Source organism: Psychrobacter sp. NG25, assembly GCF_015234355.1.
Taxonomy (GTDB): domain Bacteria; phylum Pseudomonadota; class Gammaproteobacteria; order Pseudomonadales; family Moraxellaceae; genus Psychrobacter.
Genome location: NZ_JADGMV010000004.1, coordinates 192,899 through 218,300, shown reverse-complemented (window position 1 = coordinate 218,300; position 25,402 = coordinate 192,899). Strand labels below are relative to the sequence as shown.

The window sequence follows — 25,402 nt, the reverse complement described above, 5'->3', positions numbered from 1 at the left end:
AAAAGATCTATAATCAATGCCAAGTTTTGCTCATACCTTACCTTTATGGACCATTGCCTTACTCTCGCTTAGCATCAGTGCTTGCCAACCAACAAGCATTGATGCCAGTAGCAGCGACACAGAAAACTGGTCATGCCATTCTCAAGACACCCCTTTTTCTTATAGTGCTTGTCGTATTAGAGCGGAATCATTGACTGATGGCCGTTATTCATTAAAGTTGTTTTGGCAACAGTCTGAGAGTGCGCAACCCTTGCTAACTTTTGATAATTTAATGACGACTTTACCTGACAATCAAGCACTTAGCTTTGCGATGAATGCGGGTATGTATAATAAAGACTATGCGCCGATTGGCTATACCGTCATCGAAGGCAAAGAACTCAAATCGCTAAATACAAAAGAAGGTGGTGGCAATTTTCATTTACTACCCAATGGTGTCATGTGGTGGGATAAGTCTGGGAACGTAAAAATTACTGAAAGTAATGCTTTAAATGAGTTGCTTGCAGAAGGCAAAGCACAGCCTTGGTATGCAACACAATCAGGCCCAATGCTGGTTATCAATAACGAGATACATCCACAGTTCAAACCTGATAGCACCTCACTTAAAATTCGCAATGGTGCTGGCGTTTGTGATGATGGCAGCATACAGTTTGTGAATAGCGATGAACCCGTCACGTTTTATCAGTTTGCATCCCTATTCAAAGACAACTTAAGCTGCCCGAATGCACTGTTCTTAGATGGTGGGATTGCATCGGCGTTATATGCGCCTAGCATCGATACGCACGATAAAAAAGAGATGGGTGTGATGATTGGTGTGGTTGAGAATAAAGAGTAATACGCATCTATATTTCAATATTAATGCCCAACTCCCTATCTATCCTCATATTACGTTGAATAAAAAAGCACTTGAAATGACGTTGTCATCCAAGTGCTTTTTTTGTTATTAGTAATACTTAATGGCTAACAATCGCTAGAAACTAACCACCCAAGCTCATCTTAGGGCCAAACGGTTCATAGTGAACGCTATCGACACCATGATCTAATCCCACTAAGCCATCAATCATACTTTCCATAAACGGCATTGATCCGCATACATAGATATCGGCAGGCTTAGGCAGTGTTTCAAGCCACGCAGCATCTAATAGCTGTCCCGATTCAAAGTAAAAAATATGCTTTTCTACGTTTTCAGCCTTTGCGAGTAAGGCCTCTACCTGAGCAGAAAAAGCATGATGTGTGGCATTTTGGCACGCATAAACCCAAACAATAGGTCGTTTCGGATTGGCCAGTACTTGTGCCTCTAGCATAGACAGCACAGGTGTTACCCCGACCCCAGCACTCATCAATACCAACGGAATCTCATTCTGCTGTACCAAATCTTGATTAAGCGCGAAGTCACCAGCTGGTGCAGACAATAAAACCGTGTCACCCACTTCTAATTGGTCGTGCATATAGTTAGAAACCAAGCCATGATGCTCATTGCGGTTGTCACGTCGAACAGCGAACTGAATACCTGCATCGGTACTGGCAGAGTATAAAGAATAATGACGCAGCGCAATATGGTCGCTGTCTGCCGGATCTGTTTTCACCGTAATATATTGACCAGCGGTTAACTTCAATTTACTCAGGTCAATATCTTGACTGTTTGCTGAGTCATTGTTTGCATTGTTCTCACTCTGATTGACTGGCACTACTGTAAAGGCTGCTATATCCGTAGCAGCCGCTACCTTTTCGGTCACTTTAAAAGGCGCAAAACCTTGCCACATCGCCTGCTCATACATGCCATGTTCAATCTGAATAAATACCGAAGCGATCTCATTATAAGCTTCTGTCCAAGCGGTAATGATGTCGTCAGTGGCTGCCTCTCCTAGCACTTCTTTTATCGCACCGATCAAATGTTTACCAACGATAGGATAATGCTCAGGCAATATCTGTAACGCTCTATGTTTATGGCTAATCTGTGTCACTTGCGGCAATAGCGTAGCCAATTTGTCCAAATGCTTAGCAGCGGCTAATACTGTTGTAGCTAGAGCGGTCTGTTGACGTCCTAGTTTTTGATTGGTCTCATTAAAAATATCTAACAGCTCAGGATGCTCATTAAACATGTTTCTATAAAATACGGTGGTAATCGCAATGCCATGTTCTTCAAGTACAGGAACGGTTGCTGTGACGATTTCTAATGTTTTTGGTGAAGCCATGTTGTTTCTCAGTGTGTGGTCGAATTGATAGATTAAAAAACAAGAGATAAGAATCTTTAAGTAAATATCTTAAATAAGAATACCTATAAGATTCATTTAAAATGAATGTTATCATGTTTTACTCAGTATACCAATGCCGAATTGTCATCTTGCTTATTTTTAAACAAAAAAAGCAGCCATTATTTCGTCATAACGGCTGCTGTCATAAGAATTCAATCAGACTTAATAAATTTTATAAGTTATAGTCGGTTCAATATAATTTGGATACACGGAAGGCAAGTGAAAGTACTACAAGTAGTAGACTAAACGAGACTGAAACCATATCCAGTTTATAGAGGATTGACTATAGCATAAACGTCAAAACTACCGTGCTAAGTAACCTGTCATCTCTTCCACGCCATGCAAGGTCATGGGATACATCTTGTTATCCACGAGCTTTTTGATTTCAACGATGGTTTGAGTATATTGCCAATATGTAGGATTTTCTGGATTGAGCCAAGCGACTTTATCAAAATGATCCAGTACCCGTTTTAGCCATACGATACCCGCCTCATTATTCATATACTCAACGCTACCGCCCACCGTCATCAACTCATATGGTGACATAGACGCATCACCAACGAATATAACGCGATACTCTCGGCCATATTTATTCAGCAGCTCATAGGTTGGCATCGGTGCGCTATGGCGACGGTTATTGTCTTTCCACACATAATCATAAAGACAGTTGTGAAAATAAAAGAACTCTAAGGTTTTAAACTCGTTTTTTGCCGCAGAAAATAGTTTTTCAAGCGCTTCAACATGAACATCCATACTGCCGCCCACATCAAACAGCATCAACACTTTGACACGGTTTCGGCGTTCAGCCTGCATATGAATATCGAGCACGCCTTTCTTCGCTGTTCGCCTAATGGTCTCTTTGATATCAAGCTCGTCTGCGCTGCCTGTCCGTGCAAACTGACGCAAATTACGCAGCGCCATTTGAATTTGACGAGTACCGAGCTGACTATCATCATCGAGATTTCGATACTTACGCTGCTCCCAGACTTTGGCCGCGCTGCGCTTACGAGATTCACCACCGACTCGAACGCCTTCTGGATGATCGCCATAGGCACCAAATGGTGAAGTACCACCTGTACCAACCCATTTGCTACCACCTTGATGACGTTCTTTTTGTTCTTTAAGGCGCTCCTCCAGCGCTTTCATTAGCTCCTCTAGCGAGCCATACTTTTTGAGTAGTCGACGCTGCTCTTCGGTTAGATTTTTTGGGTCTAACTTCAAGTCTAACCACTCTTTAGGCACGTCCGTCAGCTTGGCCAATAGCTCATCCAAATCTAAACTGTCGGCACCTTCAAAATAATCCGCCATTGCCCGATCGAACTTATCGAAGTGGCGCTCGTCTTTAACCATGCATAGCCGAATCAATCGATACATATCTTCGCGACTGGCAAAGGTGGTCAATGTTGGGTCTTCTGGGTGCGGCTGCATCATCAGCCCCTGCTCAAGCGCAGCATTGAGGTCTAGCAGCTCACGCGTACTGACTGGCACGCCATAAGTACGTAAGGTGTAAAATAGTTTTATGAACATGATTATGCCTTTAATGTAGAAGCATTATTTAAATCTTGAATTGAACTCATAAGCGGTAAGTTAGTATTCCAAAAAGCATTATCCTCAATGCTTTTAATCAGTGCCTCTAAATTCTCTTCATAAGCACTAAGAGGATTTTTATTAGTATTGTCGTTATCGAGCATATTTGAAAAATACTGTCCATGCCCGTTTAGAATAATTACTAACTCTTCAAAAGATATTTTTAAGAAACCATCAATATATTCATGGTCAAACTCTAACGTAGTATCTACAATCCATGAATGAATACTAAATTGAGAACTATCAAGCCCTAAGCTAGGCAAAAAAACATCTCTAACATAGCTGGACTTGCGTGATAATTGGTACGCAGCTTTCTTCAGTACAAAATTTCTGTAATCATATATCTCTTTAACGCTACTTTTTACATAAGTAGATTTAAGCTCAATAACTAGAATTTTATTATCTGTTACTACAATCGCATCTATCTCACCTACTCCAGATTCTGAAGGCTCATACTGACTGTAGACTCTGCCTTTACATTTAGCTAATAACCCAGCTAAATTTTGCTCCATTAAGTCTGTTTCAGATTTCAAATTAGCTCTGTTTTTATATAATTTTCTAAAAGTATTTATGGTGGCTGTATTGAAGTTTTTCTGAAAAGTCACCCATGGCAGTGAAAACATATAACCATCAAGCTTATAAAAAGACTTTTCCCCGTAAGAAGAGCTTTCCCCTTCTCGCAAATCTTGCGACCAAAAATCCAAGATACGACTCATTTCTCTCTTTTTTGAATTTCCGCTACCTTCTAATATCCAATTTGACATACTGATAGCTTTATCTTTCATTTTTGTATGATTTAAAGGTAATCTATCTTGACCTCTAGATAGTCCTTCTATTACTAACTGTTCCAATGCTATAAAAGGATGAGCTTTAGTATTATGAGTAATATCTTTAAATGGTTGAACAAAATTATATTCAAAATGAGCCTGAATCATTAGCATAGTGAATATCAAAGTAGATAAATCATATACTTCACCAAAGTCAGCTTTCTTAATTCCATACACTTCTTCTAACTGTAAAATGATACCTTGCGTTTTTGCTAAAGCTTCTAGATTTGCTTTGAAATTAACTCCTTTATCTAACTGAATAAGATAAGGGCTTTCTTCTAAAGAATTAAAACCTCTGTATAACCAATAAATAGATAAAATAGTTAGCTTATCTGAAAATAAATCAGGTTCTTTACTACTAGATTCAAGCTTTAGTTGATTGTTCTCTAAATAGTAATTTGTTTCTAAATCAAAACAATAAGAGTCTATAACTTGATCTCGATACAAATTAATATCAATCTGACAAGCTACCATTCTTTTAAAACTATCATAACTAGTTATAAGCTTATCATTTAAATTTTGGCCTAATACAAAAGGCATCATAGTACCTTTAAAAATTAACGCTAATGTTTTTTCTGTGAATTCCTTTTTTTGAATGTTAGCACTAGTAATAATGTGATTGAACGCTTTCCATACATTTTCAACTGGTATATATTCTTCAACACCATATTGATAAGGAATTTTGGTATAAAGATTATCTATACTTTTTGGACTTAGTATCAAATACTCACAAGCATATAAACTGCTAAATATCATAGCAGTTACTTGGTCAATCTGTGTTTGATTCTTAAGCTCTCTATAAGCATTACAACGTTCTTGATACTGTAGTTGTATGTATTCCACTGTAAGTAGAAAATCCTTGAACTCTAACAAATCAACTTGATTGTTTATCTCTCTCAAAACTTCCCAAGAACAATGGTCAGCATTAGCAATAATGCCTGACTGACGTATTGCTTTGATAACCCTAGGTTGATTGAGTTCCAACAATTTGATCACTATGTCTTTGTCAATTGATTTTGAACGAATATATTGACTTAGAGCAAGAATGAGATTTTCATTATTCATCTGTTCTACTGTTAAGTTTCCTATAAAGTTAGATCTCCAAAAGTCATCCAACTTATCAGATACGCTATTAAACTTACTTGAAGTACTACTTTTAAAAAGCAATACTTCAAGTGTATTTAATAATGCTTCATCATTACTACTTCCTAAAACGAAAGCGTTAAACTGCTCATCGAAATACAATGTACTTTTCCTTTTAACGACGCATCATATTGGCAAAGCGCTGTAATAGACTCACATCGGCTTCGTTTTTAAGCAGTGCACCATATAGTGGCGGAATAGACTTTTCACCACGCAAGTTTTCTTCCAGTTCTACTTGTGCCATATCATCAGCAAGCAATAGCGTTAACCAATCGACCAATTCAGATGTTGATGGTGGCTTTTTGAGACCTTGAATATTACGCAGCTTATAAAAGATATCGAGCGCATCATTGACCATTTTTTCTTGAATATCAGGGAAATGCACCTCGATGATTTGACGCATGGTTTCCTCTTCAGGGAAATCAATATAATGAAAGAAGCAACGACGCAAAAATGCATCTGGTAACTCTTTTTCATTATTCGACGTGATAATCACTACTGGACGCTGCGCTGCGGTAATGGTTTCGCCCGTTTCATAAACATAAAATGACATCTTATCCAGCTCATGCAGCAAATCATTTGGGAACTCGATATCAGCTTTGTCAATCTCATCGATCAGTAGCACACTGCGCTCTTTACTGGTAAATGCATCCCACAATTTTCCTGGTTTGATATAGTTGGCAATGTCGTAAACCTTATCGTCACCCAGTTGTGAATCACGTAAGCGTGATACTGCATCATACTCGTACAACCCTTGCTCAGCTTTGGTAGTCGATTTGACATGCCAAGTAATCAGGGGCATACCTAAACTCTCTGCCACCTCTTCTGCCAGTAGCGTCTTACCTGTACCCGGCTCACCTTTGATCAGCAGTGGCTTTTGTAGCGTCATTGCTGCATTTACTGCTAGCTGTAAATCGTCAGTAGCAATATAACTACTGGTGCCAGTAAAGCTTTTCTTAGTCTTGTCAGTCATGGTCATAATGGAGTCTCAGTTATTGTTATACATTTAGGCTGTTAGGGGCTATCAAATAAGAGCCATCAAATTATTAAAAGTAATCGATGGAAAATAAACAATCATTTAGATTAGCACAGCCTTGTTCATTGCCAAAATACTCATGCGTTCGCGATTGCTAAACTTCATGATTATTGCAGTTATTGATTAATAAAGTTGTTGATTAACAAACATAGTATAACTTTCTCATCGTAGGTAGAGCATCTCACATAAAAATCTCAAAAAAAAAGACACGCAAGGTGTCTTTTTTATAAAGTCTTATTTGACTACTTCAGCGGTTTGAATTATTTATAAAGCACTTACTATTAACAACCGCTTTATAACTTATCCGATTTATCCATCTTAGACTTTTTCGTTAAGCTACTATCCTTCTTTAGGCTGACATCTGTTTCAACCTTAGCAGCTAAGGGCGTTTTGCTAGACTGTAGCGTGTCATCAGGCTGTTCAGTCAACGTAGTACTTCCTGCCAAATAACTGCCTGTTGTCAGCTGCATCGTCGCTTGCGTATCTTCTGCACTGCTTCTACGTGCTTTGTCTAGACTTGACTCAAAAGCACCACGAATGAGCTGCCAAATAAAACCAACGAACAAGCCTGCCACTAATACTACTAATATTGGTACCATATTAGCTATCGCGCCAGCAAAGTCTTTCATCATAAAGGCATAAACCACATTGATGCTGGCTGGTGCCAATACACTAGGGTCGTTTAGGGCAGTACCAGGTGCTAATAGAACAGCAAACAGTACCATCCAACTCATACCGCCTAGCGGTTTCGGTAGCATACGAGCGACCAACAACCATAATACCAATACGATAACGACACCGCCAAGGTAAGCATACATTGGTAAATCGGCAGGCGGCACGTCTTTGACCATCTGCCCCCACCAAATAGCAACCTCACCGAGAATATCACTGATGGCTTCTAACGGTAAGAGATGTACGATATTTTTTAACCAGTCCATACGCGTTTCACTATTTGCGTTTATAAATTGTGCGTCTTTTCGTTTTTGCAGGCAGACAATAGATACTGCCTTACCATAAATAACAACGAATACATCATCGACATGCACACTTGATAGGCCGCTAGTTTATCACGACTCTCTACCAAAATGCATGTGACCAAATGTTTACTAAACGTTTTATTGATTACTTTCTAAGGATCTTGTCTCAAGGATTCATCTAAAATTACCTTGCAACAATTTCCTTAAAATAAGGACACTAGTCGTAAATATTATCTTGCGATTCACGGGCACGTAGCTCAGCTTGGCGGCGCATGACATCTTGCGGCGGCATCTGCACAAAATAGCCTTGTGACTCTAGTTTTGCCAATACCTCTGCTTTATCAACACGGGCCAGCGTTGGCGTAGCTGCCAAATCTAGATGCATGACAAACTTACTACGGCCTAAGCCTGCACGGAAATCTTTGGGCAAAACACCCAACCAATCCCTAATCTCATTGGTATCATCTGGATAATCAGGGCGAGCAATATAGACGTACATATCGTCATGTTTTGGAAATTTATAAATATCGCAATGCATAAAAACAACCTATCAGAAACTATCGCCATAGGTTAGCATATTTTGGGCGATTATCAGTAGTCGCTTTATGTTTTGGTCTCAGTAATCGCCCCCCATTTCCTACAATTTCACAGACGTAAAAACCGTCTATTTATTGATACTTGTACTGATTGCCCTCTCAAAAAGTCATTTTTGCCAAAATTATCCACTTTAATGCGGTTCATGTCTTGTAAAAATAGTATTAACCTTTCATAATAAAAGCGTTTTTCAGGAGAGAGTCTATAAGCATCCGCCTCGTATCAAACCGCATTGGTCATACGATGTATATAATTGCTATACGACCACCGAAGGCGCATCTACCCTGCCAATCGCTCAGGTAAAAGGACTGAAAAACACATGTCATTATTGTTTAGTTAAACGCCATCAAGCGTGTATAACTCAAACATTAGGCATAACAAATCTGGAGAGCGGTAAAACGGACGACGTTTTACCCACCGAAGGGGAGAAAATACGCTATCATCAATAGCAGGTTTAGATTAAAAACCACATAATGATGATTCGTGTTGAAAATCTCAGGTCACAGGACAGATAGGGCTATTGCTTAAACCGACGTTCAGCGTCTGTTTGGTCTACGGTTTTCTATTTATTTTTTGTGCCACCCTTTGATGTAATACTTGCGCCTTGCAGTGTTGCTTCTCACTACTATGATAATGCGCATCCGTTTCTATACTTTTTGAGTATGACTGATGTACACATAAGGATTTGTTATGACCGATACTCAAGCTAGCCACTCTCAAGAGAATCACGCTCAAAACACCGAAAATCATGCGCCTCAGCGCACTCCTCTATATCAGTCTCACGTCGACAGTGACGGCAAGCTGGTCGACTTTTCTGGTTGGGAATTACCGATTCATTATGGCTCACAAATAGAAGAGCATGAAGCCGTTCGTACTGATGCAGGTATGTTTGACGTCTCACATATGGTCGTGGCTGATATTAAAGGCAGCGATGCAAAAGCATGGCTACAGAAACTGCTGGCCAATGATGTTGAGAAACTAAAAACTGTCGGTAAAGCCCTCTACTCTGGTATGTTAAATGAGCAAGGTGGCGTCATCGATGATTTGATCGTCTACTTGATGAATGAAGAAGCCACTGAATACCGTATCGTTTCTAATGCTGCCACTCGCGATAAAGATATGGCACAGTTCCACAAAGTCGCCGAAAGCTTTGACATTACCATCACTGAGCGCCCTGAGCTTGCGATGATTGCTGTTCAAGGTCCGAACGCCGTAGAAAAACTGGCACAAGCCAAACCTAGCTGGGCAGATACCTTAGCAGGACTCAAGCCTTTCGTTGGTGCAGACTTAACGGATATCGAAGGCACAGATTGGTTCGTCGCGCGTACCGGTTACACAGGTGAAGATGGCGTCGAAGTCATTATGCATGGCGATGATGCACCAGCGTTCTTTGAGCAATTAAAAGCCAATGGCATCAGACCTGCAGGCCTTGGTGCACGTGATACTTTGCGCATGGAAGCCGGTATGAACCTATATGGCCATGACATGGACGACTCTATTAGCCCTTATGAGTGCAACATGGGCTGGACACTGGCATTGAAAGACGAGCGTGACTTCGTCGGCCGTGCTGCCATGGTTAGCAAACGCAAGCAGTCAAAAGATTACAACACTGCAATGAAGCAAGTGGGTCTACTACTAACGACTCGCGGCGTATTGCGTGAAGGCATGACAGTGACCATCAATCAAGGCACAGATAATGAGCAAACTGGTATCATTACCAGTGGTACATTCTCCCCTAGCCTCAAAAACTCAATCGCGATTGCCCGTATTCCTGCCAGCGTATCAGATGATGACAACGTCCAAGTTGATCTACGCGGCAAAGGTAAATTCGTTGATGTACGCGTTCTTAAACTACCATTTGTCCGTAATGGCAAGCAGCAGTTTGACTCATAGGCTTTATAAATTCTATTATTAGCCTCTATTAGATTTAGCTTTACTATTCTTGTTAATTAACCTCTATCACGTAGGAGAGAGACCATGAGCAACATCCCAGCAGAACTAAAATACATTGCCAGCCACGAATGGTTACGCTTAGAAGACGACGGCACTATCACTGTTGGTATCACTGACCACGCTCAAGACCTACTGGGTGACGTGGTATTTGTTGAATTACCAGACGTCGGCGATATCATCGCTGTTGATGACGAGATCTCAGTGGTTGAATCTGTAAAAGCCGCTTCTGACGTTTATGCACCTATCTCAGGTGAAGTTGTGGAAATCAACGAAGCACTAGAAGATGATCCTGAAATCATCAACTCTGACCCATATGGTGAAGGTTGGTTCTTTAGAATGAAGCCTGACAATATTGCTGACTACGAAGCATTACTGACTGCTGATGAGTACGAAAACGAGCTGTAATATCAGCCCGATACTCTAATCTACTAGCAGCGCTTGGTTTAGAGTTCACTATTTATCACATCTTATTAAATCGAAAAGTCGAATGATGGCAGATACTGGCAGCAGCTGGTATCTGTACGCTTTATCCTCAAAACCTGCATACCGTTTATTACTTCCAACCGCTATTTGATTTATTCGTATCAATCACTTGTCAGATGATATTGAAGAAGTGCACTCAATAACGACTCAAGTTGATCACTCAATCCCCAGCATGGATCCTAATATGAGCACCAACACTGACTTTAAAGACAACATTGCAACGCCTACTCATACACCGCAGCTACAAGCGTTTCGCGACGTGGTTGAATCACGCCGTTCTGTTCGTCGTTTTACGGACACGCCCATACCTGATGATGTATTAGCAGACTGTTTGCGTTTGGCCATGTTGGCGCCGAATTCTAGCAATCTACAGCCGTGGGAATTCTATGTCATCGATGATGTTGATAATCGCAAGCGTGCGGTAAAGAACTGCATGAATCAAAACGCAGCAAAAACATCAGCACGCCTAATTGCGGTCGTGGCTCGTACTGATATCTGGCAAAGTCATGCTCAGCAAATCCTACGTGAATACCCTGACAAGCCTGTACCAAAAAAGGTCAAAGACTACTATACCAAAGTCGTAGCACTGGACTTTTTACGGGGTCCAGTTAATGTGGTATCAGCGGCTAAATGGGGCGCAACTCAAGTGGTCAGACGCTTGAAAGGTCCGATTAAATCGCCTTATTATACCTTTGAAGACACCAAGAACTGGGCAACCAACAACACCTCGCTCGCGGCGGAAAACCTAATGCTAGCACTACGCGCACATGGCTTTGACAGCTGTGCAATGGGCGGCTTTGATGAGCCTGCCATGAAGCAACTATTAGGTTTAAACAATGATCAACATATCATTATGATGATTGGTGCTGGCGAGCGTGCTGACAATGGTGTCTACGACACCCAGTACCGCTTTGATCAAGACCAGTTTGTGCACTACGTCTAATGCACCATGCCGTTATTTTTAGTTAATCTCTTTACTACTTTATTACTCCCTTAATCAAGGACTATCATGACTATCTCTCAAAACCCGACGTTTGATACTTTTCAAGGACTATTCAACGAAGCTGAATTTGTCTACCGTCATTTAGGTTCAAATGACACCAAACAAGCTGATTTGCTAAGTGCTGTTGGTTATCAAGACATGGCAAGCTTTATCAATGATACCGTGCCTGAGCCAGTACGTTTGCACAAAGAGTTAGACTTGCCAGTTGCGATGAGCGAGCATGCAGCATTAGCGAAACTGCGTACGATGGCAGATGACATCACCGTTAAGAAGAGCTATATCGGTCAAGGTTACTCGCCTGTGCGTATGCCTGCTGTCATTCAGCGTAACGTTCTTGAAAATCCAGGTTGGTACACTGCTTACACCCCTTATCAAGCTGAAATTGCTCAAGGTCGTCTAGAAGCCTTGCTTAACTTTCAACAAGTTTGTATCGATCTAACAGGTCTTGAACTGGCTGGTGCATCACTACTTGACGAAGCAACCGCAGCTGCTGAAGCCATGGCGATGTCAAAGCGCGTGAGCAAAAGCAAATCAATGCAGTTTTTTGTTGATGACCGCGTCTATCCACAAACATTAGATGTCATCAATACTCGTGCCAAGTACTTTGGTTGGGACGTGGTCGTTGGGGATTTTGAAACTGCTAAATCAGGCGATTATTTTGGTGCATTATTCCAATACGTCGGTGTTGAGGGTGATGTAAAAGACTTAACAGACGTTATCGCGGCTGTTAAAGAAAATAAAACGTACGTCAGTGTGGTTAGTGACATCATGAGCTTGGTGCTACTAAAATCACCAGCTGATATGGGCGCAGATGTGGCTTTGGGTAGCACACAGCGCTTTGGTATTCCAATGGGCTTCGGTGGTCCACATGCGGCTTACTTTGCTTTCTCTGACAAAGCCAAACGCTCAGCACCTGGCCGAATCATTGGTGTATCAAAAGATTCGCAAGGCAATACTGCGCTACGTATGGCTCTACAGACTCGTGAGCAGCATATCCGCCGCGAAAAAGCCAATTCAAACATCTGTACGTCACAAGTATTACTTGCCAACTTGGCAGGTATGTATGCTGTGTACCATGGTCCAACGGGTGTTAAACGTATCGCCACGCGTATCCATGCATTTGCTACTGCCTTTGCAGATGTAATTAAAGGTGCTAACGACAGCAACTTAAACGTGGTGCATGATCAGTTCTTCGATACCGTTGTGGTTGATTGTGGTTCAGAAAGTCTGGCTACTCAGATTTTTGAAAATGCGGACAATGTTGGTTATAACTTATGGCGTCTGGGCGATACCAAACTAGCCGTTTCATTCAGTGAAATCAGTGATCAAACAGACTTTAATGTCTTAACGCAATTGTTTGTTAGTAAAGCGCATGATCTACCTGAAGCTGCCAGTGTATCGCTTGATAGTGCACACTTACGTACCGATGATATCTTGACACATCCAGTATTCAACTCGCATCACACCGAGCATGAAATGCTGCGTTATTTGAAGTCGCTTGAAGACAAAGATTTGGCGATGAACCGTAGCATGATTTCACTTGGTAGCTGTACCATGAAATTGAATGCGACCAGTGAAATGCTACCGATCACTTGGCCTGAATTCGCCAATGTGCATCCTTTTGCACCACGTGATCAAGTCACTGGCTATATCGCCATGATTGATAGCTTACAAGACCAACTCAAAGCCATTACTGGTTTCGATGATGTGTCTATGCAGCCAAACTCTGGTGCTTCTGGTGAGTATGCGGGTCTGCTTGCAATCCGTCGCTATCACGAATCATTGGGTGAGACTGACCGTGATGTTTGCTTGATTCCCATGTCAGCGCATGGTACCAACCCAGCGACTGCCATGATGATGGGCATGAAAGTGGTCGTGGTCAAAACCGATGACAATGGTAACGTTGATATCGATGACCTGACTGCTAAATGTGAAGAGCATAGCGCGCGTCTAGGTGCTTTGATGATCACTTACCCATCAACGCATGGTGTGTTCGAAGAAGGCATCCGTAAAATCTGTGACCTTATTCATAATCACGGTGGTCAGGTCTATATGGATGGCGCCAACATGAATGCTCAGGTAGGCATGATGCAGCCTGCAGATGTCGGCGCAGATGTACTGCACATGAACTTGCATAAAACCTTCTGTATCCCACATGGCGGCGGTGGTCCAGGTATGGGTCCTATCGGTATGAAGGCGCATTTAGCACCATTTATGGCCAACCATACGCTAAGCCCTGTACATAACGCGCAAAAAGACTGCTCAGCAGTATCGGCAGCGCCTTATGGTTCAGCGAGTATCTTACCAATCTCATGGATGTACATCGCCATGATGGGCCGTGATGGCTTGCTAAAAGCGACTGAGATGGCATTATTAAATGCTAACTATGTGGCCGCTGAACTAAAAGACCACTACCCTGTGCTATATACAGGTAAAAACGGCCGTGTCGCTCACGAATGTATCATCGATATTCGTCCGTTAAAAGAAGATACTGGCATCAGTGAAAGCGATATCGCTAAGCGCTTGATGGATTATGGTTTCCACTCACCAACGATGAGCTTCCCAGTTGCTGGCACTTTGATGATTGAGCCGACAGAGTCTGAGTCAAAAGAAGAGCTAGACCGCTTTATCAGCGCGCTCAAATCTATCAAAGCTGAAGCGTTACAAGCCAAAGCTGGCGAAAATGGTTGGACGCTAGAAGACAACCCATTGGTCAACGCACCGCATACTGCTGCTATGGTGACTAGCGGCGAATGGACGCACCCATACAGCCGTGACACAGCTGCATTCCCGCTTCCTTATATCCGCGCTCATAAGTTCTGGCCAAGCGTAGCACGTGTCGATGACGCTTATGGTGATAAGAACCTAATGTGTTCTTGCCCAAGTATCGAAAACTACTTGTAATAGCAGTCTTTGATAAACTGTAAATAGATTTTTATAAAAAAACAAACCTCCAAGTCAGTAGCTGATTTGGAGGTTTTATTTTGTGTATAGTATTAAGCAGCATAAATAATGATAGTATTTATCGATACAATAAAATGACTTTTATGGTGTTGGAGTAAACATGCAACAGAAAAATCGCGTCATCCTCATACATGGTCTGCATCAAACAGCATGGATTATGCGGCCACTGGCCAAACGTTTACAAGCAGCAGGTTTTGATACTCATCAATACGGCTATCGCAGTATGCGTGATGGAATCAAGACTAACAGTCAACGTTTAAACGCTTGGCTTGAGAGCAATCACAATCCTGACAAACCCACTGACCTCATTGGTCATAGCTTAGGCGGGCTAATTATTCGTGATTTTATAGCGCACTACCCTCAGTGGAAAATTGGGCGCTGTGTGACTCTAGGCACGCCGCATAATGGCAGCGTTAGTGGCGATTATATTTGGCGACTCGCTCCTTCGATTGTCGGTAAATCATACGAGCAAGCTTTGGATGGCACGGTTGCGCCTTTGCCAAAAGGTATTGAACTTGGCGTCATAGCTGGCAATAAAGCGCAAGGCTTAGGGCAACCTATCCTAGCCTATCACAATCGCAAATTGCGTAAGACAAATAACCTACCGTCAGCAGAACATCTGATGCATGACGGCACGGTATATATAAAAGAGACTAAGATTGAAGCAGCTGCCGATCATATCGTGATGCCTGTCTCACATACGGGTATGCTAGTCGACAAATCCGTTGCGAAACAAGCAGTATATTTTTTACAAAATGGACAATTTGCACGCTGATCGTTATGAGATTTTGATAATTAATAACGCTCAAACTCCAACAGACATTCATGCTTATTAAGCATGAACCCCCATACCTTGCTGTAATTCAGTTTTGTGCTTCTCAATGACTGGAATCAAGGTATGCACTATCCAATTATTGCGCCAACCTTTTAGCCCTTGTGGTAACTCGCTGATGCCTTTGTTGAAAGCCACAACTTCATACAGTTGAGCAAGCCATTTTTTACGCATCAGCACATTAGCAGGCACACCAATTTTCTGCGCTTCATTATATATCGCTTGTTGCACCGCCTTTGATAGGACTTTGTTTTTTGAACGATAAGGCGGTAATAAACAATCGGGATGCTCAGCAGGTGGCAAACTCTTTGCATCTTTGATGACCTTCAGCAACTCTTCACCATACAGTCTCAACATACTGCGATGCATCGTTGTTTTATGCGCAAGCTCTCGCATGCTATTAGGCTTTTCAGTGATAATTTCACGCACTGCTTGCTTTTTTATCACAAACGTACGGGGTTGATTGGTCGCACGTGCCAGCTCTTCTCGCCACGTAGCAACTCCTTTGAGTATCGCCATCTGCTGCGAATTATAGCGATAATCTGCCATCGTTAAATACATCGCATCATCTTCAACGTGCTGCGTATTATATAAATCACTGGCATAAAGCTGGCAATCTGCCCATACATAATCGTACAGACCTTGTTTTTTTAGCTCATATTCAAGGCTCAAATACAACGCAGGCAAAAACCGCACATCATCAATCGCATATTGCTCTTGCTCATCCGATAGCGGACGTTGTAGCCAATCTGACTGGCTTTGTTCTTTATCAATATGCATATCTAACTGGTCATCAAGCGCTTGCTGATAACCCATCTGCAGTTGGCCGGTTAAATAAGACAACGCAATTTGCGTATCAAATATATTGGTCAATGGCGGACAGCCAGACAGCAGATAAAAAATACCTAAATCTTCACCGCACGCATGCCAAATCGCTACATCCACTTCACTCAGCGCCTGCCACAGTTCATCCAATTGCAACTGCGGCGCATCTAGCAAATAAATATGGTCACCTGTATTCAGCTGAACCAAAGCCAATCGTGGATAATACGTATCACGCTTGATAAATTCGGTATCTAATGCGACGCGGCCGCAAGTAGCCAATGCATTGATGACTTGAGCCAGACCGCTTTGCTCACGTACCCATGTGACAGCAGCGTCATCAGCGATGTCTAGTAACGCATCGATATCTGGTTGTGGCGGTAATACTGCTGAATCGACATTGGTGTCAAGTGATTGACTGGATATATCATTAGCAACACAAGCGTCGTCTTGAGTGTTTGAATGGGTAGAAGCGTTCGAAACATGGTTAGACACGGGCAGATACCTGCATAAATAAGAGAAAATAAAACGCTAAACCACGTTTTAATAAAATTAAATAATAAAACAATTATAACAGTACCATAAAATCAAATGAGCAAGACTTGACGGTGATAAAAATACTATAAGAAGACTATAAAAATGAGCGATTTTGCATGGCTTGACCAAGCGTCATACTGTCTAAGTACTCAAGCTCACCGCCCATCGGTACGCCTTGCGCCAAGCGTGTGACTTTATTGACATGGCGACTGACAGCCTCACTGATAAAGTGTGCAGTAGTCTGCCCTTCAACGGTAGTACCCGTTGCTAATATCAGCTCTTCGACAGGCTCTTGTTTGACACGCCAGACCAGCTGATCAATATTTAAATCATCAGCACTGATTCCATCTATAGGTGATAAGTGTCCGCCTAAGACAAAGTAACGTCCACGATAACCTGCTGTCTGCTCTATCGCCATCACATCTGCCGCTGTTTCGACCACACATAACAATCCATCATCACGTCTAGGATCTTGACATAGCGGACAGATAGCCTCATCGCTGAAGCTATGACAACGCTGACATTCAACAATATCGCGCATCGCATCATCAAGTGCTTGGGCGAGTGCCATGCCTTGTGGGCGTTTTTTGGTGAGCAGATGTAACGCCATACGTTGGGCACTTTTTTGCCCGACGCCTGGCAAAATACGTAGCTGTTTTACCAGCTGATCAAATTTGGCTGTCAGCAAAACCACTTCCTTTATCTATAAACCGTAGCTATAAAAATGGGGTCGTATCATGTCGATAACAACCCCATTTACTAGACATTATAGTCAGATGACAGATCGCCAATTAACTATAAAACAAGCCGCCTATCCATGCCAAAAATTCTAAATAACGAGGGAGACTAGTACCACCCTAGTAGGCTCAGTAAGTCTAACAAGTTAGATTATCTCTGGAATAGATATTAGAACATGCCTTGCATACCTGGTGGTAGACCCATACCTGATGTTGCGCCAGCCATGGTTTCTTCATACAAGTCATCTGCTTGACGAACGGCATCATTGATAGCAGCAGCAATTAAGTCTTCGATCATGTCTGGCTCATCTTCGAGCAAGCTTGGATCGATGGTCAAACGCTTAACGACATGACGGCCAGTCATGGTTACTTTTACCAAACCACTGCCCGCTTCTGCGTGCACTTCTTTATTGGCAAGATCTTTCTTAGCGTTTTCAACATTTGCTTCGACTTTCTTTTGCATCGTTTGTGCTTGTTGCATCAATGCTTGAATATTCATAGTTGCCTCTTTTGTTTTTTAATAATAAATGATTGATATTTGACTAATATAAAGTGCTAACAGCGATTATACCGTTATCTTTACAAACTGTCTAAACCACGCGCCAAATCTTTGATGATATCTTCTACGTCTTCTAAACCTACAGACAGACGGATAAGACCATCTTTGACGCCTGCTTCTGCACGAGCCTCAGCAGTCAGACGGAAATGTGTGGTGGTCGCCGGATGGGTAATGGTTGTTTTCGCATCGCCCAAGTTATTGGTAATAGACACCATCCGTGTTGAGTCAATGACATGCCAAGCGGCAGCTTTTGAGTCAAGGTCAGCAGTTGGTTTTACTTCAAAACCCATGATAGCACCATAGCCACTCTTCATATGATGTTGGCGCGTGGCAAGCTCATGAGCAGGATGATCGCTCAACCCTGAGAAATGCACGGTACTCACATTAGGATGGTTGACTAAGAAATCAGCCACTTGATTGGCATTCTGACAATGTGCTTGCATACGTAATTTAAGTGTTTCTAGACCTTTGGTGAATACCCAAGCATTAAATGGGCTCATACTGATACCGCCTGAACGCACCACGGTAAATGCTTCTTGCATGAGCTCATCGCTACCGACCAGCGCGCCGCCGAGTACTCGACCCTGACCATCCAAATATTTAGTTGCAGAGTGAATCACCACATCAGCACCCAAATCTAATGGGCGCTGTAATGCTGGCGTGGCAAAGCAGTTATCAACCACTAATAAGATATCATTGGCTTTACATAATTGGCTGAGATAACCAAGGTCGCAAATCTGTGCCAGCGGATTGCTTGGGCTTTCGCAATAAATAACCTTAGTATTTGGCTGAACGGCATTCGCCCACGCATCATTGTCAAAGCAATCAACATAGCTGACTTCAACGCCAAACTTGGCCATATAATTATTAAATAGACCAATGGATGAGCCGAATAATTGATTGGCCGCCAGTAGATGATCGCCTGCTTTCAAATAGGCCAAGCACATGGTCAAAATCGCCCCCATACCGGAAGCCGTCGCAACTGCACGCTCACCGTTTTCGAGGGCGGCTAGACGACGCTCAAAGGTGCGCACGCTTGGATTGGTATGACGTGAGTAAACATTACCCGTCTTGGTGCCATCAAAGTGCGCAGCGGCATCAGCAGCAGAGGTATAAACATAAGAGCTGGTAGTGAAAATAGGCTCTGAATGTTCACCTTCGTCTGTACGATGCTGACCTGCCCGTACCGCAATGGTCTGCATGCCATAATCCAACCCTAAATCTAAGGCATCGTTGCGCCAATTTGGATCTAACTTGTTTACACTGCTTTCATCATTGGTTTGCGACTGACTCATAAATCTTCCGTTACTCTGATAGTTATAGACTTGATAGTTATAAATTTGACTGTAATAAAAGTGACTGCTTATTTTTTAATTATTGACTTAGGGTGTGTCTTCAATTCACTCGATAGTCATCTCAATGGGCTAAAAATGGCTAAATCTTGCCGAACATCGTCAAATAGCTGGTTAATATCCCGATATCATCTGCGCTATTTTTCTTGTTTGACGGCAATTTATCTCATTTTTATCACCATTTTTGAAATGAAGACACGCCCTAATACACCAGCGTTATCATATCATGCCAACTTATTCCAAACAGCTGGTTTCAGATGATTATCAAATGTTATTTTTGAATACCGATATACCTCTATATCAAGATAGGTTTGAAGATTAATAAAGATTAAAGAGTAATTAAACAACCAATAAACAAGCCACTAAATCTAACAAAAATAACGTATTTATAATAGGCATAGATGCCGACAGCTGATAAGCTTAGCGGCGATCTAAGTTCCACCTTGGGTAGTTTTATTACTTGTCCCATAATTAGCACTATTTTCTGTCAGCAAACACAGGGATATCATGCTTACTTTTAACGGAATTTTTATTATATTAAGGCTTACTAAGGTAACTCATTTATGTCGATGTTCAGTATAGATCCAAGTAATCTATCGTTGAGTCTAACGCTTGGACTTACCTTAGGACTTGTTGGGTGCCAAAGCTTACCGAAGCAACCACATCTGCCTGAAAGCCAAGCACTATCAGCGCGGGTCGATGCCTTATATCAACCTAAAAGCAGCCAAGACAATGAAAAACCTATAACCAGCAACATCGATCTAGTGGCAGCCGTTAGTGAGCAAAATGATATTCATCCAGAATTGTCAGGCTATCACCCTATCGTGACTGGTGCCAATGCATTTGCCTCTCGCAGTATATTAACGGATATGGCCACACGCAACATCGATGCACAGTATTATATCTGGCACAACGACCAAGCTGGCCAATTACTGTTAAGAGATTTATGGAAAGCCGCTGAGCGTGGCGTGCTTGTGCGTTTATTATTAGATGACTTTAATAATAACGCGACATTCGATCAGCACTTACTGCGTTTTTCTAGCCACCCCAATATTGCAGTACGTATTATCAACCCTCTTATGCACCGTAAATTTCAAACATTGAATTACGTCACGGGCTTGCCTCGTATCAACCGCCGTATGCACAACAAAAGCATGACCTTTGATAAGCAAATCACTATTATTGGTGGACGTAATATTGGCGATGAATACCTAAGTAATGATAAAAATAGCCAATTTGCAGATTTAGATGTTTTACTGATTGGTAGAGTAGTCGCAGATATTGATAACAGCTTTACCAGTTATTGGTCATCGCCACTATCATTTGATATCGAAACTCTAGTCACCGCTGATGATAGCGCACCGTCTGATTTTTTATCAGCGTTAGACAAACTTGGTTTAGATGACAAAAAATCAGAGAGCGATTTAACGATTTATAAAACAGCAATCGAAGACTCAACGATAGACAGCGATTTGATCAATAAACGTGTGCCCTTTCGTTGGACAGACATGCAGTTTTTGAGTGATGATGTTGGTAAATTGACAAAATCCGTCCCTGCTGATACCAACTTGGTGCATCAGCTACGGACATTGCTAGGTACGCCAACCAAGCAGCTAACGATTATCTCTTCTTACTTTGTGCCGACCAAAGACGGTGTCAATACGCTGGTAAAACTGGCCGAATCTGGTATTGATATCAAAATTTTAACCAACTCGTTTGATGCAACCGATGTGACTGCTGTGCACTCTGGCTACAGCCAATGGCGACCTAACCTGCTTCGTGCCGGCGTCAAAATCTATGAGCTAAAATCGACCGCGTCTGAAGAGCAACGTGAAAACAAGCTGTGGAAAGCGCGCAGTCAGTCTTCAACCAGCCTACATGCAAAGACTTTTGCGGTTGATGACCACCAAGTATTCATTGGCTCATATAATGTTGACCCTCGATCTGCCAATATCAATACCGAAATGGGTGTGATTATCAATGATGATGAGCTAGCGAGACAGTTGCATAGCGCACTTGGCGACGATTTATTAAGCAAAGCTTATGAAGTAAAGTTATTAGACAATGGCAATCTGCAATGGCAAACCATGGAAAATAATAAAAAAGTAGTTTACGATTCAGAGCCGCGTGTCGATGTCAGTGATCATGTTTGGCTGACTATCATGTCATGGCTACCTATTGACTGGCTATTGTAGCGCTCATACTTGATAACCCTCGAAATGACTATTTAGAGGTAAATTAGAATGACTGAGTGATTAATTTTCGCTTACTCTCAGAGCCCTTGTAACTTAGACATCTGTTTCATCATATTCATATATTAACTACCAAACCTTTATTTTTTCGACAAATCACTATCTATTTATACTGATTTGTCGTTTTTTATTATGGCCGGTTATCTAGATAATAACCGGCTTAACGAATGCCTTTATATATGCGTGATCTATTATGCCTTCCCGTTCCCAATATGCACTGATGTCTTCTAGAGACAGAAATACAGTAATGTTTATCTGCTTTAGTAGTGCAGTGGCATTTTTTGATTTTTTGATTTATTTATATATCTCAGATATTGTGGCGGCCGCTTTTTTCCCTGCTAACATCGACCCAACTATTACAAAGATACAAGGGCTTGGACTGTTTACGATTGGCTATTTCGCACGCCCAATTGGTGGCATTGTTTTTGGTCGTTATGGTGATATTAAAGGTCGCAAACCCATACTACTAATCAGTATATTAGTCACTGCACTCAGCCTATTGGCAATGGCGAGCTTACCTACTTATGCACAATGGGGTTTGATTGCACCCATCTTATTTATCACTCTACGATTTATACAAGGTATGGCATTTGGTATTTATGTACCACTCGCTTGGATTTTTGTGGCAGAGCATGTGCCACGGCTGTACTCATCCGTCGTCTGTAGTTATGTCAGCGCCAGTTTCTATGTAGGGGTATTATTCTCTAATGCCTTTTTTCTTTGGCTGACCAGTGCCATGACGACGGCGCAATTGGCTGATTACGGTTGGCGTTTACCATTTTTCATCGCGGCTGCCTTAAGCCTTATGCCATTATTGGCATGGCGATGGATCGATGAGTCGCCATTTTTCCTTGAAATGAAAAACACGCAACCAAGCGACTACGTTGCCAAACCATTCCGCCTCCTCTTCAAGCACTGCAAACATTCACTATTTATTGGTATGATTCTCACCCTTATTGTTTCTAGCGTAACGACTGTAGTCGTACTCTTGCTGCCTGATCTGATTGAGATGCACTTTACCTTAGATAGCGACCTGTTCGGATTTTCACACAGTCTAGGTATTATATTCATGATTCTTGGCTGTATTTTTTATGGAATAATCTCTAACCATCAAAATTTTGGTAAAATTCTGACCATTGGTTCTATCCTATTAATCGTACAAATGCTGGCATTCTTTTATCATCTACAGTCGAGCGGTGACTATATCCTCATTATGTATGCGCTGTTAGGATTTTGTGCTGGCATCATTGGTATGATACCGGCCATTATCTTGCAGTTATTTCCAACCAATGTCAGACTCACTGGAATGGCTTTTTGTTATAATATAGCCTACGGCATTGTCGGGGTGTTAGTGCCTTTCGGGCTTGGCTATGCCACTCTTTATGTGGCTTTCTCACCAGCACTCTACATTGCGTTCATCGGTTTTATTGGAATAATAATGGGCATTTACTTCTATAATTTGCCCGAAGCCAAAAAAATCGACCAGATTATCTAGATCGAGATATTCATTAAAATGTTTATACCCTTATTTGGTATAAACATTTTTGTACCAAACCCCACACCCTCAAAGATTAGAATATTAAGGCTTAACAATCATGGTTGATATGACCAACAAAAGACTCTCTGTCGCACCAATGATCGACTGGACAACCACAGATTATCGATACTTTGCACGGCTCTTTAATCCGCACGTGTATTTATACACAGAGATGATCAGTACGGGTGCCCTCATACATGGTAATCGCGCACGGCATCTACGCTTTGATACGCAAGAGCATCCATTAGTGTTGCAGCTGGGTGGCGCTGACAACAGTGAGATGACTCAATGTGCTGAATTTGCACAGCAGCATGGCTATGATGAAGTCAATATCAACGTTGGCTGCCCATCAGATCGCGTACAGCATAACAAGATAGGCGCTTGTCTAATGGCAGAGCCTAATACAGTTGCAGACTTGGTCAAACATATGCAAGCAGCAGTCGATATTCCAGTGACGGTTAAACACCGTATCGGTATTGACGACTTTGACAGTTATGAGTTTATGGTAGAGTTTGTGCAGGCAGTCGCCGAGGCTGGCTGTACGCGATTCATCGTTCATGCACGTACTGCTTGGCTACAAGGGCTGAGTCCTAAGCAGAATCGCGAGATACCACCACTTCGCTACGAAGATGTTTATCGCCTAAAACAAGACTTTCCAGCACTCGATATTGAAATCAATGGTGGGATTGACACAATCGCTGATATTGAAGCGCACTTGCAGCATATCGATGGGGTCATGATTGGACGAGCGTTTTATCACAATCCTTACTTATTAGCAGAAGCCAATAGTCTATGGGGCGACGAGCCAACACCTAAACGCTCAGAGATTCTATCGCAGCTTTATCCTTATCTCGAAGAGCAACTCGCCAAAGGTGAACCGCTACCTACGATGACACGTCATTATTTAGGGTTGTTCCAAGGACTCATGGGCGCACGCAAATGGCGTCAGGCATTGAGTGGCAAACCTCAGCTGACCATTGATGATATCAAACGCGCGGCAGATGAAGTCTTCTTATTGAATCCTGATATGTAGGCACTTCTATCATCACAAGAATGACTACAAATACGTTGTTGATAAGGCAGGAACCATAGCTGCTTATTTAAGCTACTTGCGCCATATATTGCCACATCGCCGCACCGTTATTAGCGATGTGCAATAGTATTGGCAATAATAACGACCCTGATTTGACACGTGCGTAGCAAAATACCAATGCCAATACAACAATGGTGCTGATTTCATAAATACCATACTGTACATGGATCACTGCAAATATCAGACTGGTCACAATACTGGCAACGATCGCGCCTCGATACTTTGTTGAATAAGAGGAATCAGCGAACTGTTCTGCGATAGCCGTCCATAAGATACCGCGAAAGACCAACTCTTCATATAGTGGTGCAACGATGACCATCGCAAAGACCAGCAGCCATACCGAACTGACAGACTGGTATAGGGGATCTACAAATACCAATGGCGTCTCATCGAGAAAGTACGTGAGCGCCTGACTGGCAATCATAAATATCAATAGCAGTCCAGCCATTCCCAGCCCAACCATAGGTGAAAATGACTTTAGCACCAGATACTGACGCACACTGCCTCCCCTCAAACGAATGACAGAGACAGTAATCGCTGTTATTAACACACAACCTATAATGATAGAGAGGCTCACAACCGTGCCATCATTACCGCCAAATAAGAATATATCACCTACTGTTGCATTTTGAGTGGCAGGTAACACCAACTTGCCAGCGACATATATTCCTAATAACTGACTGATAAAAAACACCATCACCATGCCTACCGTTAGTAGGAATGCACCCAAGTGTGAAAACAATGGCATATGGTTAAGCGATGCAGCTTGCTTGTGTGCGTCAGTAGCATTTTTTAGCATAAAGTCGTTACTCAAAAGTCTAGTTTTCAGCCCATGTCTGTGAAAAACATTAATAATAATTGG

The 25,402-nt window shown here is 42.1% G+C and carries 20 protein-coding genes and 2 riboswitches; of the genes, 9 read left to right on the top strand and 11 right to left on the bottom strand.

From position 1 onward, the window contains the following. Positions 1-16: 16 nt before the first annotated feature. Positions 17-832, top strand: coding sequence for a phosphodiester glycosidase family protein (locus IPZ60_RS08005; protein WP_194197281.1), 816 nt, complete (start codon positions 17-19; stop codon positions 830-832). Positions 833-974: 142 nt separating this feature from the next. Here IPZ60_RS08005 and IPZ60_RS08000 read toward each other — a convergent pair whose 3' ends face one another. The 6 genes from IPZ60_RS08000 to IPZ60_RS07975 form a co-directional block, all read right to left on the bottom strand. Further along, on the bottom strand, positions 975-2,192 hold the full coding sequence (locus IPZ60_RS08000; RefSeq protein WP_194197280.1) for a globin domain-containing protein: 1,218 nt from the start codon (positions 2,190-2,192) through the stop codon (positions 975-977). 363 nt (positions 2,193-2,555) lie between these two features. Beyond that, positions 2,556-3,779, bottom strand: coding sequence for a VWA domain-containing protein (locus tag IPZ60_RS07995; RefSeq protein ID WP_194197279.1), 1,224 nt, complete (start codon positions 3,777-3,779; stop codon positions 2,556-2,558). 2 nt (positions 3,780-3,781) lie between these two features. Further along, positions 3,782-5,911: a nuclease-related domain-containing protein gene (locus IPZ60_RS07990; RefSeq protein WP_194197278.1), complete on the bottom strand. Its 2,130-nt coding sequence runs from the start codon at positions 5,909-5,911 to the stop codon at positions 3,782-3,784. 13 nt (positions 5,912-5,924) lie between these two features. After that, positions 5,925-6,782 carry a MoxR family ATPase gene (locus tag IPZ60_RS07985; protein WP_194197380.1) on the bottom strand — a complete coding sequence of 286 codons (858 nt, stop codon included), beginning with the start codon at positions 6,780-6,782 and terminating at the stop codon, positions 5,925-5,927. A gap of 356 nt (positions 6,783-7,138) precedes the next feature. Further along, positions 7,139-7,783, bottom strand: coding sequence for a hypothetical protein (locus IPZ60_RS07980; protein ID WP_194197277.1), 645 nt, complete (start codon positions 7,781-7,783; stop codon positions 7,139-7,141). Between the two features lie 256 nt (positions 7,784-8,039). Continuing rightward, positions 8,040-8,360: a YcgL domain-containing protein gene (locus tag IPZ60_RS07975; protein WP_194197276.1), complete on the bottom strand. Its 321-nt coding sequence runs from the start codon at positions 8,358-8,360 to the stop codon at positions 8,040-8,042. 237 nt (positions 8,361-8,597) lie between these two features. Continuing rightward, positions 8,598-8,737, top strand: a riboswitch (glycine riboswitch). 52 nt (positions 8,738-8,789) lie between these two features. After that, a riboswitch (glycine riboswitch) is annotated at positions 8,790-8,937 on the top strand. A 169-nt stretch (positions 8,938-9,106) separates the two neighbouring features. On the opposite strand from IPZ60_RS07975, the gene gcvT reads away from it, so the two are divergent. From gcvT to IPZ60_RS07950, 5 genes are all read left to right on the top strand, one after another. Next, a complete protein-coding gene (gene gcvT / locus IPZ60_RS07970; RefSeq protein WP_194197275.1) occupies positions 9,107-10,309 on the top strand; it encodes a glycine cleavage system aminomethyltransferase GcvT in 1,203 nt (400 codons plus the stop codon). A gap of 84 nt (positions 10,310-10,393) precedes the next feature. Then, a complete protein-coding gene (gcvH, locus tag IPZ60_RS07965) occupies positions 10,394-10,774 on the top strand; it encodes a glycine cleavage system protein GcvH (protein WP_110922708.1) in 381 nt (126 codons plus the stop codon). A 262-nt stretch (positions 10,775-11,036) separates the two neighbouring features. Then, entirely contained in the window at positions 11,037-11,795 is a 759-nt protein-coding gene (locus IPZ60_RS07960; protein ID WP_194197274.1) for a nitroreductase family protein, read from the top strand. Positions 11,796-11,861: 66 nt separating this feature from the next. Then, positions 11,862-14,759, top strand: a complete 2,898-nt coding sequence (gene gcvP / locus IPZ60_RS07955) for an aminomethyl-transferring glycine dehydrogenase (protein ID WP_194197273.1) — start codon at positions 11,862-11,864, stop codon at positions 14,757-14,759. Positions 14,760-14,919: 160 nt separating this feature from the next. After that, a complete protein-coding gene (locus IPZ60_RS07950; RefSeq protein ID WP_194197272.1) occupies positions 14,920-15,594 on the top strand; it encodes an alpha/beta fold hydrolase in 675 nt (224 codons plus the stop codon). A 57-nt stretch (positions 15,595-15,651) separates the two neighbouring features. On the opposite strand, the gene IPZ60_RS07945 is transcribed toward IPZ60_RS07950, so the two are convergent. From IPZ60_RS07945 to IPZ60_RS07930, 4 genes are all read right to left on the bottom strand, one after another. Then, complete coding sequence (locus IPZ60_RS07945) at positions 15,652-16,968, bottom strand: ribonuclease D (RefSeq protein ID WP_194197271.1); 1,317 nt, start codon at positions 16,966-16,968, stop codon at positions 15,652-15,654. Between the two features lie 136 nt (positions 16,969-17,104). Beyond that, complete coding sequence (gene recR, locus IPZ60_RS07940) at positions 17,105-17,698, bottom strand: recombination mediator RecR (protein WP_110922704.1); 594 nt, start codon at positions 17,696-17,698, stop codon at positions 17,105-17,107. 218 nt (positions 17,699-17,916) lie between these two features. Further along, entirely contained in the window at positions 17,917-18,246 is a 330-nt protein-coding gene (locus IPZ60_RS07935; protein WP_110922703.1) for a YbaB/EbfC family nucleoid-associated protein, read from the bottom strand. Positions 18,247-18,326: 80 nt separating this feature from the next. Further along, a complete protein-coding gene (locus IPZ60_RS07930; protein WP_194197270.1) occupies positions 18,327-19,601 on the bottom strand; it encodes an O-succinylhomoserine sulfhydrylase in 1,275 nt (424 codons plus the stop codon). 620 nt (positions 19,602-20,221) lie between these two features. Between IPZ60_RS07930 and IPZ60_RS07925 the strand changes: the two genes are divergently transcribed. The 3 genes from IPZ60_RS07925 (at position 20,222) to dusA (ending at position 24,480) form a co-directional block, all read left to right on the top strand. Beyond that, complete coding sequence (locus IPZ60_RS07925; protein ID WP_194197269.1) at positions 20,222-21,853, top strand: phospholipase D family protein; 1,632 nt, start codon at positions 20,222-20,224, stop codon at positions 21,851-21,853. A 250-nt stretch (positions 21,854-22,103) separates the two neighbouring features. Continuing rightward, positions 22,104-23,405: an MFS transporter gene (locus tag IPZ60_RS07920; RefSeq protein WP_194197268.1), complete on the top strand. Its 1,302-nt coding sequence runs from the start codon at positions 22,104-22,106 to the stop codon at positions 23,403-23,405. 100 nt (positions 23,406-23,505) lie between these two features. Next, positions 23,506-24,480, top strand: a complete 975-nt coding sequence (gene dusA, locus IPZ60_RS07915; RefSeq protein ID WP_194197267.1) for a tRNA dihydrouridine(20/20a) synthase DusA — start codon at positions 23,506-23,508, stop codon at positions 24,478-24,480. 67 nt (positions 24,481-24,547) lie between these two features. Here the strand turns inward: dusA and IPZ60_RS07910 are convergent, their stop codons facing one another. Beyond that, entirely contained in the window at positions 24,548-25,339 is a 792-nt protein-coding gene (locus tag IPZ60_RS07910; RefSeq protein ID WP_227669282.1) for a CPBP family intramembrane glutamic endopeptidase, read from the bottom strand. Positions 25,340-25,402 lie beyond the last annotated feature (63 nt).

Bases quoted from the DNA above. Each gene is read 5' to 3' on its own strand.
- IPZ60_RS08005 (WP_194197281.1), top strand. From the start codon at position 17: ATGCCAAGTTTTGCTCATACCTTACCTTTATGGACCATTGCCTTACTC.
- IPZ60_RS07920 (WP_194197268.1), top strand. From the start codon at position 22,104: ATGCCTTCCCGTTCCCAATATGCACTGATGTCTTCTAGAGACAGAAAT.
- IPZ60_RS07980 (WP_194197277.1), bottom strand. From the start codon at position 7,783: ATGGACTGGTTAAAAAATATCGTACATCTCTTACCGTTAGAAGCCATC.
- gcvP (WP_194197273.1), top strand. From the start codon at position 11,862: ATGACTATCTCTCAAAACCCGACGTTTGATACTTTTCAAGGACTATTC.
- IPZ60_RS07950 (WP_194197272.1), top strand. From the start codon at position 14,920: ATGCAACAGAAAAATCGCGTCATCCTCATACATGGTCTGCATCAAACA.
- IPZ60_RS07995 (WP_194197279.1), bottom strand. From the start codon at position 3,779: ATGTTCATAAAACTATTTTACACCTTACGTACTTATGGCGTGCCAGTC.
- dusA (WP_194197267.1), top strand. From the start codon at position 23,506: ATGGTTGATATGACCAACAAAAGACTCTCTGTCGCACCAATGATCGAC.
- IPZ60_RS07925 (WP_194197269.1), top strand. From the start codon at position 20,222: ATGTCGATGTTCAGTATAGATCCAAGTAATCTATCGTTGAGTCTAACG.
- gcvT (WP_194197275.1), top strand. From the start codon at position 9,107: ATGACCGATACTCAAGCTAGCCACTCTCAAGAGAATCACGCTCAAAAC.
- IPZ60_RS07960 (WP_194197274.1), top strand. From the start codon at position 11,037: ATGAGCACCAACACTGACTTTAAAGACAACATTGCAACGCCTACTCAT.
- IPZ60_RS07930 (WP_194197270.1), bottom strand. From the start codon at position 19,601: ATGAGTCAGTCGCAAACCAATGATGAAAGCAGTGTAAACAAGTTAGAT.
- IPZ60_RS07975 (WP_194197276.1), bottom strand. From the start codon at position 8,360: ATGCATTGCGATATTTATAAATTTCCAAAACATGACGATATGTACGTC.
- IPZ60_RS08000 (WP_194197280.1), bottom strand. From the start codon at position 2,192: ATGGCTTCACCAAAAACATTAGAAATCGTCACAGCAACCGTTCCTGTA.
- IPZ60_RS07935 (WP_110922703.1), bottom strand. From the start codon at position 18,246: ATGAATATTCAAGCATTGATGCAACAAGCACAAACGATGCAAAAGAAA.
- gcvH (WP_110922708.1), top strand. From the start codon at position 10,394: ATGAGCAACATCCCAGCAGAACTAAAATACATTGCCAGCCACGAATGG.
- IPZ60_RS07985 (WP_194197380.1), bottom strand. From the start codon at position 6,782: ATGACTGACAAGACTAAGAAAAGCTTTACTGGCACCAGTAGTTATATT.
- IPZ60_RS07910 (WP_227669282.1), bottom strand. From the start codon at position 25,339: ATGCTAAAAAATGCTACTGACGCACACAAGCAAGCTGCATCGCTTAAC.